15 protein-coding genes and 2 other annotated features (1 of these 17 only partly in view) are annotated in these 15,506 nt (G+C 34.8%); of the genes, 9 read left to right on the forward strand and 6 right to left on the reverse strand.

Translation table 11 applies throughout. From position 1 onward, the window contains the following. Positions 1-12 precede the first annotated feature (12 nt). Both ACVWNY_RS17615 and ACVWNY_RS17620 read right to left on the reverse strand, forming a co-directional pair. On the reverse strand, positions 13-576 hold the full coding sequence (locus ACVWNY_RS17615; protein ID WP_218325890.1) for a YdeI/OmpD-associated family protein: 564 nt from the start codon (positions 574-576) through the stop codon (positions 13-15). Between the two features lie 15 nt (positions 577-591). After that, on the reverse strand, positions 592-954 hold the full coding sequence (locus ACVWNY_RS17620) for a winged helix-turn-helix transcriptional regulator (RefSeq protein WP_218325891.1): 363 nt from the start codon (positions 952-954) through the stop codon (positions 592-594). A 75-nt stretch (positions 955-1,029) separates the two neighbouring features. Between ACVWNY_RS17620 and ACVWNY_RS17625 the strand changes: the two genes are divergently transcribed. Then, positions 1,030-2,208, forward strand: coding sequence for a serine aminopeptidase domain-containing protein (locus ACVWNY_RS17625; protein ID WP_218325892.1), 1,179 nt, complete (start codon positions 1,030-1,032; stop codon positions 2,206-2,208). 20 nt (positions 2,209-2,228) lie between these two features. Here the strand turns inward: ACVWNY_RS17625 and ACVWNY_RS17630 are convergent, their stop codons facing one another. The 3 genes from ACVWNY_RS17630 to ald form a co-directional block, all read right to left on the reverse strand. Beyond that, positions 2,229-2,924, reverse strand: a complete 696-nt coding sequence (locus ACVWNY_RS17630) for a TIGR00266 family protein (protein WP_218325893.1) — start codon at positions 2,922-2,924, stop codon at positions 2,229-2,231. 124 nt (positions 2,925-3,048) lie between these two features. After that, positions 3,049-4,746 (reverse strand): M3 family oligoendopeptidase, encoded by a 1,698-nt coding sequence (locus ACVWNY_RS17635; protein ID WP_454072082.1) that lies wholly within the window; start codon positions 4,744-4,746, stop codon positions 3,049-3,051. 79 nt (positions 4,747-4,825) lie between these two features. Next, positions 4,826-5,956 carry an alanine dehydrogenase gene (ald, locus tag ACVWNY_RS17640; RefSeq protein ID WP_454072083.1) on the reverse strand — a complete coding sequence of 377 codons (1,131 nt, stop codon included), beginning with the start codon at positions 5,954-5,956 and terminating at the stop codon, positions 4,826-4,828. Between the two features lie 293 nt (positions 5,957-6,249). On the opposite strand from ald, the gene ACVWNY_RS17645 reads away from it, so the two are divergent. The 4 genes from ACVWNY_RS17645 (at position 6,250) to ACVWNY_RS17660 (ending at position 9,306) form a co-directional block, all read left to right on the forward strand. Then, positions 6,250-6,672, forward strand: coding sequence for a hypothetical protein (locus tag ACVWNY_RS17645; RefSeq protein ID WP_218325896.1), 423 nt, complete (start codon positions 6,250-6,252; stop codon positions 6,670-6,672). Positions 6,673-7,151: 479 nt separating this feature from the next. Continuing rightward, positions 7,152-7,427, forward strand: coding sequence for an HU family DNA-binding protein (locus ACVWNY_RS17650; RefSeq protein WP_218325897.1), 276 nt, complete (start codon positions 7,152-7,154; stop codon positions 7,425-7,427). A gap of 132 nt (positions 7,428-7,559) precedes the next feature. Then, complete coding sequence (locus ACVWNY_RS17655; protein WP_218325898.1) at positions 7,560-8,459, forward strand: permease; 900 nt, start codon at positions 7,560-7,562, stop codon at positions 8,457-8,459. Positions 8,460-8,472: 13 nt separating this feature from the next. Further along, positions 8,473-9,306, forward strand: a complete 834-nt coding sequence (locus ACVWNY_RS17660; protein WP_218325899.1) for a TIGR03943 family putative permease subunit — start codon at positions 8,473-8,475, stop codon at positions 9,304-9,306. Positions 9,307-9,344: 38 nt separating this feature from the next. On the opposite strand, the gene ACVWNY_RS17665 is transcribed toward ACVWNY_RS17660, so the two are convergent. Continuing rightward, positions 9,345-10,502 (reverse strand): cation diffusion facilitator family transporter, encoded by a 1,158-nt coding sequence (locus ACVWNY_RS17665; protein WP_218325900.1) that lies wholly within the window; start codon positions 10,500-10,502, stop codon positions 9,345-9,347. A 215-nt stretch (positions 10,503-10,717) separates the two neighbouring features. Here ACVWNY_RS17665 and ACVWNY_RS17670 point away from each other — a divergent pair, with 215 nt between their 5' ends. The 4 genes from ACVWNY_RS17670 to ACVWNY_RS17685 all read left to right on the forward strand — a co-directional run bounded on the left by ACVWNY_RS17670 (position 10,718) and on the right by ACVWNY_RS17685 (position 15,131). Next, positions 10,718-11,056, forward strand: coding sequence for a hypothetical protein (locus ACVWNY_RS17670; RefSeq protein ID WP_218325901.1), 339 nt, complete (start codon positions 10,718-10,720; stop codon positions 11,054-11,056). A gap of 113 nt (positions 11,057-11,169) precedes the next feature. Beyond that, positions 11,170-13,110, forward strand: coding sequence for a C40 family peptidase (locus tag ACVWNY_RS17675; protein ID WP_454072084.1), 1,941 nt, complete (start codon positions 11,170-11,172; stop codon positions 13,108-13,110). Positions 13,111-13,209: 99 nt separating this feature from the next. After that, positions 13,210-14,031, forward strand: a complete 822-nt coding sequence (yidA, locus tag ACVWNY_RS17680) for a sugar-phosphatase (protein ID WP_218325903.1) — start codon at positions 13,210-13,212, stop codon at positions 14,029-14,031. Continuing rightward, positions 14,028-15,131: an NADH-dependent flavin oxidoreductase gene (locus tag ACVWNY_RS17685; RefSeq protein ID WP_218326159.1), complete on the forward strand. Its 1,104-nt coding sequence runs from the start codon at positions 14,028-14,030 to the stop codon at positions 15,129-15,131. Before yidA ends, ACVWNY_RS17685 begins: the two co-directional genes overlap by 4 nt. Before the next feature lie 74 nt (positions 15,132-15,205). Continuing rightward, positions 15,206-15,435, forward strand: a binding site (T-box leader). A gap of 34 nt (positions 15,436-15,469) precedes the next feature. Then, positions 15,470-15,506, forward strand: a binding site (T-box leader); it runs 194 nt beyond the window's last position.

Consider the following 15,506-nt stretch of genomic DNA (forward strand, 5'->3'; position numbering starts at 1 on the left):
AAAACAGTATTTTTACATCGGCTTCAAATTTTTTATTAAACGTTCAGTCATCCATTTTAAGCGACTGTCGCGTCCTTTATCGGTTTTGGCATCGAAATAAGCGCGAGTGTAAGTTTTTTGCACTGAGGGAGACATAGTTTGAAAGTTTTGATAGGCTAGGGCATTTTCTTTTAATAAATCAGCGACTGTTTCTATTTGTTCAGGAGTGATAGCAGAGGGTTTGACAGCTTGATCCCATTGTCCATTTGCTTTGGCTTCACTGATTTTTTGTAGCCCAAATTCAGTGACTAAATCTTGATCTATTAATTTTTGAACAATTTTTTTGTTCTTTTCCGACCAACGACTATTTTTGCGACGTGGAGCGAAATATTTCATATAGGAATGTTCGTCAATTTTTTTCATGACACCATCAATCCAGCCGTGACACAAGGCTTCCTCTAAAGCTTCACTAGCTTTTAAAGTTGTGAAGGTCGCATCTTTTGAAAAAAGTAGCCAAATGCCTGAATTAGTTTGGTGATTTTCTGTAAGCCATTGATGAAAATCACTTTTAGCTTCAAAGTGTACTGGTTGTGTCATAAAAATCTTCCTTTCTTAATGAGTTTTTTCAAATTGCTCTCGATTACTTATAATTGCCTCTTGATTTTGGCGTAGCCAGATTTTTACAGTTCTCAAAATAACTAAGCTACTTTCTCCTAAAGGTGTTAATTGATAGGTGACAGGAAAACCAGTAGCAGTTTCTCCGATTTTGCTGATTAGTCCAGAGGCTTGTAAATTGTTTAAATTTTCAGTCAAAACTTTGCGAGAAACACCGGTCATTGTTCGATGTAATTCAGAAAAATTATGGGCTCTCTGGGCCAATGACAATAAAATAAAGGGAACCCATTTTCCAATAAGTGGTAGGGCCAATTCTCTTAGAAGCATTTCGTCAGCTAAATTTTGGTTATCATTTTGCACCTTCAGGTAACCTCTTTCTAAAAAAAAATAGTTTTCTTATAATAGCTTAAAGTATAGCATAAAGTGAGGAAGCCAATGAAAAACCATTTTTTTAAAAATTTTGCCTTTGAATTTGAGACCACTCGATTGATGTGGTATATCCCAAATGGTGGTGCCGATTACGGCGAAGTAGCAACTGTAGCGGAAAAAATCAATCCTAGAAATAATGAATCTTGGTATCAGGAATGGTCTAATTTTGCAGAAAAATTACAGCAAAGAGGACAGCAATTTCATTCCACAGAAAGCTGCGGAAATGCGTATTTACGAGCGAGTCGCTATTACCAAGCGGCTGAATTTTTCTTGTCACCACAAGATCCTAGGAAATTGACAGCCTATCAACAATCGGTTTCTTTATTTTATCAAGCTTTGGATTTAAAAAAAATCTCTTATCAAAGATATCAAGTCGGAAAATTTAGAACAGTTTTTTTCCAAACAACGAAAGAATCACGTGGTACCTTTTATATTTGTGGTGGATTTGATGCCTTACTAGAAGAATTGTATTTCACAAATGTAGTTTCAACTTTGGCACAGGGGTTCGATGTGGTTCTTTATGAAGGGCCTGGTCAATCAAATGTCATTCGCGAGCATCAGCTGGTTTTTGATGAAAATTGGGATCAAGTAGCTGAAGTAGTCATAAATTTTTACGAAAAAGAGATAGGCTTGAAGGGATTGCGTATTGGTGTTGGAATTTCTTTAGGGGGACTCCTCTTGGCAAGAGCAGCCAGTTCAAATCAGAATTTATTTGATAAAGTTATTTTATATAATTATTTTCCTTCAATGTTAGCCAGCTTTCAGAAATCATTACCTAAATTTTTGCATAAGTATTTAGATACAGGCTTCCCACTGTTTTTAGAAAAAATTTGTAGCCAGTATATTGCTAGTAATAGCTTTTTAAATTGGCAGGTAACGCATGCTAAGTGGGTTTTTGGCGCAGACTCACTAAATGAATTATTAAAGGTGACTAGTCGGTTTAATGAAGAAATCGCTTATAAAAGATTAACAACGGATTGTCTTATTTTTCTAGCTAAAAACGAAAATTATTATGATTATCAATTAGGGAGGAATTTCTATCAGAAAATTCCCGCAAAAAATAAGCGCTTGATCTTGTTTGATAAACAGGATTTTTCGGCAGATTTGCATTGTCAAAATGGCGCTGCTTATGATAGCAATGATCAATTATTTCAATGGTTAGATGAAGAAACCCTAAAAAGCTAAACTTTTTAGGGTCGTTTTTATTATGAATTACTAGAAAATCCCGCCATTTGGGTCGCAAAGGCTTGAACATTTCGTGTCTGAATATAAATTGTGCCATTGCCGTGAAATTCGTTCACGATTCCTTCACCAGTTTTAAAACCAAACATACCTGAGGCCACTCGAATATTATAATCTAAAGAACTAGTCCAGGCGATAACATGCTGATTGTCAACAATCACTGGTGCGTCTGGAGTGACTTGAATTTTTTCTAGATCACCAAAAGCTGAAACTAAGATAACACCACTTCCAGCAGTTTCCATGACAAACAATCCACCCGTTCCTCCTAAAAGAGCGCCAGATAATTTTTGACGTTTCATATTGTAACTAACCGATTGTTCACTAGCTAAAAATGCACCAGTATTTAAACGCCAATGTTCTTGTCCAACATCTAAAGGAATAATTTTACCGGGCGTTCCAGGAGCGATTGCAATCGTAGAAGTTGCTGATATTCCCGTCGCAGTACTAATAAAGAAACTCTCACCACTAGATACAGAACGGCCAATTGCAGATAGAGCGCCACCTAACCCTTTTTTTCCATTGGCATTCATGGAGCCTTCCAATTCAATCTCACCAAGTTCGTAAACCATCGCCCCTGGTTCAATTCGAATTTGTTCATTTTGTGCTAATTCAATTTTTGCAATCGGGGCAAAAGCACTCTCGGAAATCTCATACTTCATAACAACACTCCTTTTTTCATTTATTGCTGTATTATACCATGATTTGGTGCGAATAAATAAGTTAAAAATATCGCAAAAGAGATAAATAATAAGAAATTCCCAGTCAACAACCGGGAATCTATTATTATTTCAAATCAGTTTCCGAAATATTTTCCAAATAAGTACTAACCGTTTCAATTACTTGATTTATAGCAACTTCATCAAACGGCGAATTTAAATGCCCAGTTTGAAGGATTTCTGTAAATGTCTGAGTACCACCAACATGACAGATAGATAGATAATCTTCCCATGTTTTTGGATCTTTTTCGATTATTTTTCTTTGCCAAAATTGAAAAGCACAGACTTGAGCTAAAGTATAATCAATATAATAAAAAGGGACTTCAAAAATATGGCCTTGCCGATACCAATAAATACCACGATCTAAGCCCTCTGAAAAGTGATAATTTTTCTCTGGACAATATTGTTTTTCTAGCTTTCTCCAGCAAACTTTGCGCTCTTCAGCAGTCCAAATAGGGTGTTCGTATACTTCTTCTTGAAAATGATCTACTAATGCTCCGTATGGTAAAAATTGCAATGCACTACTCAAATGAGCAAAACGATATTTTAATTGGTCTTCTTTAAAAAATTTCTCCATAAAGGGCCAAGTTAAAAACTCCATACTCATTGAATGAATCTCCGCGGCCTCAGAAGTAGGAAAAACTAATTCCGGCTCTTCAATCCAAGCTGAATGATAGCTTTGAAAGGCGTGTCCAGTTTCATGAGTTAATACGTCAACGTCATCAGAAGTGCCATTAAAATTGGCGAAGATAAAAGGCATTTCTATAGCATCAATAAATTCACAATAACCGCCACTTTGCTTACCAGAACGACTGGCTAAATCTAATAAGTCTTGTTGTTTCATCTTTTGGAAAAATGCACCCGTTTCTGGTGACAACCCTTGGTACATTTCGGTCGCTTTTTTAATTAATTCTGATTGATTTCCTTGAGGTTTTGGATTCCCTTCAGGAAAAATTAATGGTAAATCATAATGATAAAGGGTATCAACACCTAATCTTGTTTGTTGTCGTTGATATAATTGAGTGGTTAAGGGAACCACTTTTTCTAAAATAAACTGACGAAATTTTTTTAAGTCCTCTCGTGTATATCCCCAACGATTCATGGCAATATCACCATAAGTAACATAGGAGTCAAACCCTAATTTCATCGCAATTTGATGCCTTAGATTGACTAACTCAGAAAAAATCTGATCAAATTTTTCTTCATTTTCAGTGAAAAATTGCCAATAAGCCGTCTGTGCGCTTTCACGAATCGCAGTATCTGGATCAGAAAAATAAGCTGATATATCGGATAAATTACAAATTTTTCCGTTAAAATCGATTTCTGCTGAGGCAATTAATTGCGTATAGTCACTGATTCGTTCATTCTCCTGCTGTTTTAGATTGACTATTTTACTGCCAGTTAGCCGTTTTTGATCTTCTGCCAGTAAGAACAAGGTTTCAGGGAACTCTTTTTTTAAATCGCTAAGGAAAGGGGAGGTAAGTAAAGCAGAAAAAAAATCTCCATGAAGCTGATCAACGTGAGGCTGCTGTTGATCCCAATAAGTATTTTCTTCTAAATAAAAAACATCTTTTGTATCAATTGAATGACGGATATAAGCAACTTTTGCCATTGTAGTCACGTTTTTGCGTAAATGATTTAATTGTTTCAGCGCATTTTTTGCTGCAATGTATTCTGATGCATGCTTAAATTTATCTAGCTGTTTAGAAAATGAAGCTTGATAAGCTGTAAAATCTGGCCGTTGGTAAGTAAATGTAAATGACATGAGATCCCTCCGATATTCCAAGTATAACTGAAAACAATAAAAAAAGTCTGCCGAAAAATCGACAGACTAAGAAAGTATTTTACATTGCTGTTTCAGTTGTTAATGCTTCTTCAACTGGTGTGTAAGGTAAGTCTAAATCATTAGCAACTGGTTCAATTGTTAATTTACCGTCATAAGTATTTAGACCACGACGAAGTGCCAAGTTGTCATTTAATAAACTTACTAAATCATTATTAGCTAATAAATTAGCATAAGCCATTGTTGAGTTTGATAAAGCATAAGTTGCTGTTTGTGGTACAGCCCCAGGCATATTTGCTACGGCATAATGAACTACATCTTCTTTAATATAAGTTGGATCATCATGAGTCGTTACTTTGTCAGTTGTTGCAAAAATACCACCTTGGTCAATTGCCACATCGACAATTACTGAATGGAATGGCATGCCGGCAACCATTTCTTTAGTGACTAAAGTTGGTGCTTTGTGACCAGGAATTAATACCGCTCCAATAACTAAGTCAGCAGATTTAAGTGCTTCTTGAATATTGTAACGATTTGACATTAAAGTTTGTACGTTACCTTCAAAAATTTCATCCAATTGTTTCAAACGAGGAACGCTTACATCCATAATTGTTACATTGGCGCCAAGACCAGCAGCGATTTTTGCTGCGTTCATTCCTACAACACCACCACCGATAACAACTACGTTTCCGCGCATAACACCTGGTACACCTGAAAGTAAAATACCACGACCACCATTTACACGTTCTAAGAAGTTTGCACCGATTTGAGCAGCCATACGTCCAGCGATTTCACTCATTGGAGCAAGAAGTGGAAGAGAATTGTCAGCTGGTTGAACATTTTCATAAGCGATAGAATTTACACCTGATTTAATTAATGCTTCAGTTAATGGTTTGTTTGCAGCTAAATGCAGGTAAGTGAATAATAATAATCCTTTACGGAAATATTGATATTCTTCAGTTAGTGGTTCCTTTACTTTCATTACCATTTCTGTTGACCAAGCGCTCATTGCATCAGGGACGATAGTTGCCCCAGCTTCTCTATATTCATCGTCAGTAATTGCTGAACCTAATCCAGCTTCGGTTTCTACCAAAACTTTATGTCCGCGACTGGTTAAATCGAACACACCAGATGGTGGCAAAGCCACTCGATTTTCATTGTTTTTGATCTCTTTTGGAATACCAATAATCATTAGAAACACTCCTTTTGAAAATTTAGTTGTAAGCGATTACACATAGAATTTTACAAGATAAAATGCGCCTTTCCATTAAAACTTGTTAATAAAGTGCGAAAGTTTTCCTTATCAAAAAACGATTGTGATGTTTTTAACAAGAGGTTTTTTTTATATTTTCTATGAAATAATCCGTTCTTTTTTAATTTTTTTGAAAGAATTTTTAAAGAGTTTAACTTTTTATTTATACTAGAATAAAAACAATTGCCAAAAGAAAACAAACTAGCGATAATGAATGAAAGGGGGCAGTGTAGATGCCTAAGAAAAATCGAATTGATACTTTAAAAGAACAAATAAGTTTCATTGAAGCACGGATCACCCGTTATCAAGAATTAGGTAATGGAGGCATCTTCAAAAGAATTTTATTTGGTGGTGGAAAGCAAGCTAAGCTTGATTTTATTGGTCTTTTAGTTGGCTTTCTTTTATTAATATATAGCTTGATAAAAAGTCTGAACAATTGGCATTTTATTGTGATGATGGTGTTATCTATTGTTGTTTTGTTTTATGCTGGTATCCAACTCAATGTAATCCGAAAAAAAAATCCTGCCATAAAATATCAAAAAATGGTAGCTAGCTTAATAAAAGAAGAAGAATCTATGAATCAGGAGTTGGGTAGGTTACTATCAGAAGCGGCTGATGACAAAAAGTTAAAAAGCGTTAAGAAGCAAGCAAAATGATTGCTTCTTGTGATAATTTCACATGAAAATAATTAAGGAGAAAAAGATAAAGTTGACTATTTGAATCAATTTTATTTTTAATCCTTTTGATTTTTCTACACTTTCAATTAATTATTGTGTTTTATTTAAGAAAGGTCTGATCCAAATAAATGTATTTATGGAAATGAATTTAATTCTTCTTATTGTAATGTTTGGAATAGCTTTTCACTGATGATGGACTAGATTCTCTTAGGACAAAAAGTGGATGAATATATAAAACGCTATATAATAGTTTTTTCTTTTATTTAACAGGTTTATTGGAAATTTTCAACATACTGTCAATAATAATCTGAGATAATAAAAATATGAAATTTTATTTTTTTTAATAAAAAAAGATAAAAAAAGGTAGAATGAGAAAAATAAATAGTTGCCTTTAATCTAAAGAACCCATAGAATAGAGTTTGAAATACAACAAATAATTGATAGTGGGGGAAACACACATGATTAACAAGCAAAGTTTAGTAGAACAAGTTGCAGAAAAAACAGGGTTAACTAAGAAAGATGCGTTGTCTGCTGTAGATGCATTATTTGATGGCATTCAGTCTTCTTTAAAAGCAGGCGAAAAAGTTCAAGTTATCGGGTTTGGTAATTTTGAAGTAAGAGAACGTGCTTCACGCAAGGGACGTAACCCACAAACTGGAGAAGAAATCACAATTCCAGCAAGTAAATCTCCTGCATTTAAAGCTGGTAAACAATTAAAAGATGCAGTAAAATAAGTTTCAATATCTCTAACTCTCGCTTAGGCGAGAGTTTTTTTGTTTTTTAAGGAGAGATTAATTTTTTTAAATATATTTTGTACTTCTTCTTTTTTTGGCTTATAGTTATTTTCGCGAGAAAGGAAGCGAGTTATGTTTAATTTTTTACCTCACTCAGTCCTACAGTTAAGCACAATTTTCTTATCTATTGTCATTGAAGCCATTCCATTTGTGCTGTTAGGCTGTGTTATATCTGGAATTTTACAAGTCTATTTGACACCGGAAAGAGTCAAAAGATTATTGCCTAAAAATAAATTTCTTTCTATCATAGTTGGTTCGTTGATTGGCTTTTTCTTTCCATCATGTGAATGTGGGATAGTTCCGATTATTAATCAGTTTTTGAAAAAAGGTGTGCCCGACTATACTGCCTTTGCCTTTATGGTCACCGCACCAATTATTAATCCTATTGTTTTATTTTCTACTTTTATAGCTTTTGGCAACAATTTTCATTTCGCTTTTTTACGAGCTTTAGGCAGTCTGATTGTGGCGATTATTGTTGGAAGTTGGCTGGCTTATGTTCATAAAGGTCCAGTGCTGACAGCTGATGAACAGGCCACAGTATCAGACCATGTTCATCATCACGAAGATAACCTATCTTTTTTTGGAAAAATATGGCAGGTTTTAGTTCATGCAATTGATGAATTTTTTGATACGGGTCGCTATTTGATTATTGGTGGATTATTGGCTTCGGCGATGCAAGTTTATTTACCAACCCAATTGATGATGACTTTGACTAGTAATAAATTCATCTCCATTTTAGTAATGTTGGTGTTAGCTTTTACCATGTCTCTTTGTTCAGAAGCCGATGCATTTGTCGGTTCTTCTCTATTAAGTTTATTTGGCACCAATGCTGTGGTAGCTTTTTTAGTTTTTGGTCCAATGGTGGATATCAAAAATTTGATGATGATGAAACGGCATTTCGAAACAAAATTTATTTTGCAATTGATAGCTTTGATCAGCATCATCGTGACAATCTATGCTTATGTGGTGTAAAGGAGGATAGCCAATGATTCGTTTTTTAATATTGTCAGGTTATTTTGAATTAATGATGTATTTGCAAGTTTCAGGCAATTTAGACAAGTATATTAATGTTCACTATCGTTATTTGGCTTTCATTACGATGGGGTTGTCTTTACTATTAGCCTTAGTCCAATTGAAAATTTGGGTTTCAGGAAACAAAGAACAAGCAGATCATGGGCATCACGATCATGGATTGACTAAACCTTATCAAAAAGCAATTGCTTATTTTTTATTGTCCGTACCACTGATTATCGGCTTTTTATTCCCAACAATTAGTTTGGATGCTTCAATTGTTGAAAATAAAGGCTTTAGTTTTCCTATTAGTAAAGAATCTACAGGTGATCCTCAAATGAGTACTCAATATCTAAAACCAGATACAAGTATTTATTATAATTCAGCTGACTATGATCAGCAGATGGATCAGTTAATGAAAAAATATCAAGATTTAGATGAGTTAAAAATTACCGATGAAAACTATTTAGAAATGATGGAATTAATCTATAATTATCCTAGTACATTTGCAGGCAAGCCGATTTCTTTTGAAGGATTTGCTTATGAGACAACCAAGGAAAACCAAACTTATGATTTCTTGTTTCGTTTTGGTGTGATTCACTGTATTGCCGATTCGGGAGTTTTTGGTTTGCTAGCTGATTTACCAGAAGGATCAAGTCTAGAAAATAATCAATGGTATCATTTAGAAGGTACAATAACGATTGATTATTTTGAACCCTATCAACGACAGTTGCCAGCAATTACTGTAACAAATGTAGTCCAAATATCTCCACCAAAAGATCAGTACGTTTATCGTGCATTCGAATAAAAAAGGTAAACCTCAAAAAAATGAGGTTTACCTTTTTTCTATAGTAGATAGGTTCGATCAAAAGTGATATTTAGCGTAGCTGGTTCATAGCGAGAAATATAAATTTGGCTGATGTATTCTGATAATTCTAGGTCAGACAACTTGATATTTTCAGGAACAACTAAATCAAAATGAAACGTTTCTGGCGTTGTCGTAGTATCAATTCTTAAATCATGCATCCGCAAATTTGAATCAATATCTCTTAAAACTTTTCGCATTTTAGGGGCAACCCGTTTGAAATCAGGATCATCAATCGGGTAAGGATCCAAGTGACAAACCAAATCAACATTCATACGTTCTTTGACCGTCTGTTCGATATCATCAATTACCTCGTGAGCATGTGGCAAACTCCAATCTTCATTTACTTCAATATGAACAGAAGCAAAAACACTGCTAGGTCCATAGCTATGAATCAATAAATCATGATAACCAATAATATTAGGATATTCATCTAATAGTTTTTTGATCTGACTAATCTCTTCTTGCGGGGCGCGGACGCCCATCAGTTCATCAATAAATTCTTTGATCATCTTTATACCTGTATAAATAATATACAGAGCAATCAAAAATCCAATATACCCATCTATTTGCCAGCCAGTTAACCATTCGATTAAAGCTGAAAGTAAGACTGCAATCGTTGTATAAACATCGTTAATACTATCTTGAGCAGTTGCTTTTAAAGTATTGGAATCGATTTTTTTTGCTAAGCGACGATACATTAAATTCTGCCAAAACTTCATTAAAATCGATAAAATCAATACAACAAAAATAATAGGTGATAATTTGACTGAACTAGGATCCAAAATCTTATCAAAAGAGCTATCTAAAAAACGAACACCAACATAGGTAACTAAAAAAGAAACAACAAACCCACTAATGTATTCAAAGCGTTCGTGACCATAAGGATGCTCTTCATCTGCTGGTTTTCCAGCAACTTTAAAGCCGGCAAGTGTAATGATGGAAGAAGCCGTATCTGACAAATTATTCATTGCATCTGCCATAATCGAGACACTTCCAGAAATTTGACCAATCAATAGTTTTGCTACAAAGAGTATTAAATTAGAAAACAAGCCGAGAACACCGGCTAAGATACCTACAGCTTCACGTGTGTTTCCTTTTAATTTTTTTGTAAATTGCTTGATTAAGAAAGTTAACATGCGGGACCTTCCTTTTTTAAAATAATATTCCTAGTATACTAAAATCACTCTCTGAATAAAAGAATTTTATGCTAAAAAAAATCATGAACAACAAATGAGAGATTTATTGCTTGGTATCACTGGCTTTTTAATGAACTTTTCTGCCCTTCACATTTTAATAAAGCTAAATTCTCGTATAATAATTATTGACAATAATTATTCATAGGAGGCCCACCATGGAAAATACAGTAGATATTAAATTATGGAATATTGATACCGGAGTCGTCGTCAACGCGCTAGAAGATTTCATTGAAGACTGGAAAATTTCACGCAATTCTGATTTACAAGAATACTTAAAGAGTTATTCACCTTACTTCCAAAGTGATGATGATACAAGAGAAGCAATGGAATTAATTTTAGGATATGCCAAGGAATTAATGGATGGGCAAAGAGATGAAGTTGATTTCTATGAAAATAAAATATGGGAAACACGTGATGGCGAAAGTGTCAGGACAACTCATTTTCACGAAAGAAAAATATCAAATATGTTAAACAAAATATTAATATTAAAATAATTAACCAATTAAACAGTTAAAATAAAAAGTATCTCAAAATTTCTTTTAGACAAGAAAAAAGAAACATGCTAGAATTATTCTTGAATACTATGTTTAGGAATGAGGGACTTTGGTTGAAACAAAATAAGTTAAAAACTTTATTAACGATTGGGGTATTGGTTAGCCCAATGGTATTATCTAGTTATCAAGCGTTGGCTGCTGAAACAGCAACAACTTCAGAAAGTGCGACACAGTCTTCAGCAACTGCTACCAGTCAGACAGAAACCGCTGAAACACAGCCACAATCAGAAGCAGAACCTGCGGTGGATACAGAAACAAGTACTACACAAACAACGACGCCGGAAGCAACACCTGAACCGGTTAAAACTTATAATATTTTTCTCAATGGTGTCGCTTTATCTAAAGAAGAAAATGCCAATGCTTTTTCTCACACTGATGCCGCAGGAAATACTATTCGATTTACTTATAACAATGAAGAAGGTTTAACTGCTGGTACAGAAGTGACTTATGCAATCACATTAAAAGAAAAGCAAAAGTTAGATAATATTTTAATCTATCAAACAATTGCTAGTGTTAATTTAATTAATAATGCTGAGTTGACTGGAAAATTTGTGATGCCATCAATTGATGTTGCTTTTAGCATGAAAACTTCCGAAGTAACTGAGCAACCTAGTCAACCTGAAGAAAATAATAATAATTCAAATTCTAATAATAATACTAGCAATAATAATGAAGGTCAGCCAACGAATAATCCAGATCAATCGACAAATGAAACTGGAGCAACTACCACCGATGAAGGGCGCCAACCAAATCAAAATGGTGCAGAGGATGTTTATTCACCATCTAATGTAAATATTCCAACCTATAGTAATGCTGTACAAAACGCAATTGTCCAAGCGGCATATGCGCAATTAGGAAAGCCTTACGTATGGGGTGCTAAAGGACCAAATGCATTTGACTGTTCTGGTTTAGCTTATTATGTTTATCAACAAGCAACTGGTCATTTTATTGGTTCTTGGACAGGTGATCAACAGTATTCCGGGACACAGATTCCAGTCAGCGATGCACAACCAGGAGATTTATTATTTTGGGGTGCCCCAACTAGTGTAACAAGTCACGTTGCTATTTATATTGGAAATGGTCAATATATTCAAGCACCACAACCTGGAGATGTTGTGAGGGTTACTAATTTGGCAGACTATATGCCAACCTTTGCTGTTCGAGTTAATTTAGCTGGGTTGCCAGCTGCTAATTCATCCTTACAAAATGCATTTGGATCAGCTTATATCTTTGATCGAAATCAAACGACAGATGGATTTATTGAAAAAATCGGTGAGATTTCACGGACAATCGGCCAAGAACATGATATTTACGCCTCAGTCATGATTGCTCAAGCAATTTTGGAAAGCGGCTCAGGAAATAGTTCTTTGGCTGCGGAACCAAACTTTAATTTATTTGGAATTAAAGGATCTTATGAAGGTCAAGGTGTTTCTTTCAGTACACTAGAACAAGATACTGCCGGAAGTAGTTTTTCAATCACTGCCCAGTTTAGAAAATATCCTTCTTATAAGGAATCCTTAGAAGATTACGCTGATTTAATTAAAAATGGAATCGCTGGAAATTCAGATTTTTACAAATCAACTTGGAAGTCAGAAACGAGCTCATTTAAAGATGCTACAAATTATCTACAAGGTCGTTATGCAACAGATAAGCAATATGCTCAAAAATTAGAAGCAATTATTGATGCATATGATTTAACTAGCTTTGATGAAGCTAGTAATGAAGTAATTGGTCCGAAGATGTCTGATTTATCTACCAAATTTTCATTAAGTAAAAGAAATATATTGATGACTAATGTTGCTTATGGTCCGCAATTACCAGAATTCTTTACTAAAGATTATTTTGTAGATTTATTTAGAGGCGACAGTATCATTGCTTTAGCTGCTAGTGCTGTTAAATCAAAAGAAGAAATCGCAACTACTACTAATACCACTTCAACTGTTTATTTAGCTTTAAGCAGAGGATTGATCGCTGTTTTACCACCAGTTAAATAGTATTTTTCTAACCGGCTCTGATAAAGAGTCGGTTTTTTAGATTGACCTGAAGAGAAATAAAACTTACTATTTAGAAGAACGAAAATCTAGGAGGTTTTTATGAGTATTAAATTAGTAGCAATCGATATTGATGGAACATTGTTAAATCCCCAAAGAGAAATTACACCAGGTGTAGAAGCAGCCTTGAAAAAAGCTCGAGCAGCAGGTGTTTATATTGTTTTAGCAAGTGGACGCCCATTAGTTGGTGTCCAAAATCAACTTGAAACATTAGGTTTGTTGACCGAAGAGGATTATGCAATTACTTATAATGGTGGATTGGTAGTCAATAATCACACAGGAGCGGTAGTTTCTGAATATGGCTTGACTAGAGATCAGTTTTTAGAGATTGATACTTTGGCTCGAAAATTAAATGTCCATTTGCATACAGAAGATAAAGAAGCGATTTATACTTCTAATCGTGATATTAGTCCTTATACAGTTCATGAATCTTTCTTAGTGGATATGCAAATTCGTTTTAGAATGCCTGACGAAATTGCAAATCAAGTTGTGCCTACAAAAATGATGATGATTGATGAGCCGGAGATCTTAACTGAGGCAATTCAAAAAATCCCTGCCGATTTTTATGACCGCTATACCCTTGTACAAAGTACGCCATTCTTTTTAGAAGTCTTGAATAAAGAAGTTAGTAAAGGATTGGCTCTGGAAAAGTTAACAGAGCATCTAGGTTTACAACAATCCGAAGTAATGGCGATTGGCGATCAAGAAAATGACTTAGCAATGATCCAATACGCTGGAACAGGAATTGCCATGGGAAATGGTACAGCTTCAGCAAAGGAATTGGCTGATTTTGTGGTAGCCAGTAATGCAGAAGATGGCGTTAAAGAAGCGATTGACCGTTTTGTTTTCTTGGAGAAAAAATAATGAAAATGACCGAACCTATTACTTTTAGAAGAGGACTAACTTTAAAAAATAGAATTGTAATGGCACCAATGACTGTCAAAATGAGTTTTTATGATGGGATCGTAACTGATGATGAGATTGCGTATTATCAAATGCGGGCTGGAGCAATTGGTGCAATTATTACAGGTGCCGCTAATGTTCAGCCCAATGGCAAAGGTTGGGAAGGAGAGCTTGGTGTCGATGACGATAAACAAATTCCACGCTTAGCCAAATTAGCTTCTGCGATTCAAACAAATGGGACTAAAGCTATTTTACAAATATTTCATGCCGGACGTATGACTGATTCTTCTGTTTTAAGAGGTAAAACACCAGTATCTGCCAGTGCAGTACCGACTCATAAGGAATGGGGGGAAGTGCCCCGAGAAATGAGTCATGAAGAAATTTTGGCAGTCATTGACAATTATGCCAAAGCGACAAGGCGAGCGATTCAAGCGGGCTTTGATGGTGTCGAATTACATGGAGCAAATTTATATTTGATTCAACAATTTTTCTCTCCTCATTCTAATATCCGTGAAGATATGTGGGGCGGCAGTTTGGAAAAACGCTACACTTTTATCGACCAAGTGGTCTCTGCCGTGACGAAAGTAGTAGACGATTCTGAAGTAGAAAATTTTATTGTCGGTTTCCGTTTTTCTCCTGAAGAATTTACTGAACCAGGTATTCGTTTTACTGATGCATTGTATTTAGTTGATCAGTTAGCTGACACAAGTTTGGATTATTTACATGTTTCTTTGAGGGATTATCAAAAGAAACCAGAGCTTCCAGCCTATCAAGAAAAAACGATTGTCGAATATTTAGCTGAAAAAATTGCTGGTCGAATCCCTTTAATCGGAGTAGGAGAAGTGACTACTCAAGAAGATGCTGAAAAATTATTAACGACAGCTGATATTGCGGCTTTAGGAAAAATTTTACTCAGTGAACCTAATTGGTATAATAAAGTGATTCATCAACAAGAAGATTTAATTCGTCATAAAATTTCTAGCTATGATCGAGAAGAACTGCATATTAGCAATGGTGCTTGGGGCTTCCTAATCGATCGAATGGCCGATCGCATTGACTAAATGAAAATAAAATGAAAATTTGTTTAAAAAATAGCTTGACGAATCTTATTTAGAGGATTATGATAGTTTTCAATATAACAGTTAAACAAAAGAGAAGTAGCCTAAGATAATTTTTTCAGAGAGCTGATGGGACTGCGAATCAGTAAAATTACTTTTGTGAATGGCCTTTTGGACCGAAGATTTGAACACTTGTTTAGTAGGATTTTCCGGGTACTCCCGTTACAGAGAAAAGTTATTGATAGATAACTGATAGAGGTCTTTTTAGACATTTTTGAGGTGGCACCGTGGATTATCCGCCCTCGAACTAACATACGTTGGTTCGGGGGCTTTTTTATATTTCAAAATAGATAACAAGAGAAGTAATCAAGAATTGAA

This window comes from Enterococcus sp. JNUCC 77 (assembly GCF_054819945.1).

Bases quoted from the DNA above. Each gene is read 5' to 3' on its own strand.
- ACVWNY_RS17615 (WP_218325890.1), bottom strand. From the start codon at position 576: ATGACACAACCAGTACACTTTGAAGCTAAAAGTGATTTTCATCAATGG.
- ACVWNY_RS17625 (WP_218325892.1), top strand. From the start codon at position 1,030: ATGAAAAACCATTTTTTTAAAAATTTTGCCTTTGAATTTGAGACCACT.
- ACVWNY_RS17630 (WP_218325893.1), bottom strand. From the start codon at position 2,924: ATGAAGTATGAGATTTCCGAGAGTGCTTTTGCCCCGATTGCAAAAATT.
- ACVWNY_RS17635 (WP_454072082.1), bottom strand. From the start codon at position 4,746: ATGTCATTTACATTTACTTACCAACGGCCAGATTTTACAGCTTATCAA.
- ald (WP_454072083.1), bottom strand. From the start codon at position 5,956: ATGATTATTGGTATTCCAAAAGAGATCAAAAACAATGAAAATCGAGTG.
- ACVWNY_RS17645 (WP_218325896.1), top strand. From the start codon at position 6,250: ATGCCTAAGAAAAATCGAATTGATACTTTAAAAGAACAAATAAGTTTC.
- ACVWNY_RS17650 (WP_218325897.1), top strand. From the start codon at position 7,152: ATGATTAACAAGCAAAGTTTAGTAGAACAAGTTGCAGAAAAAACAGGG.
- ACVWNY_RS17655 (WP_218325898.1), top strand. From the start codon at position 7,560: ATGTTTAATTTTTTACCTCACTCAGTCCTACAGTTAAGCACAATTTTC.
- ACVWNY_RS17660 (WP_218325899.1), top strand. From the start codon at position 8,473: ATGATTCGTTTTTTAATATTGTCAGGTTATTTTGAATTAATGATGTAT.
- ACVWNY_RS17665 (WP_218325900.1), bottom strand. From the start codon at position 10,502: ATGTTAACTTTCTTAATCAAGCAATTTACAAAAAAATTAAAAGGAAAC.
- ACVWNY_RS17670 (WP_218325901.1), top strand. From the start codon at position 10,718: ATGGAAAATACAGTAGATATTAAATTATGGAATATTGATACCGGAGTC.
- yidA (WP_218325903.1), top strand. From the start codon at position 13,210: ATGAGTATTAAATTAGTAGCAATCGATATTGATGGAACATTGTTAAAT.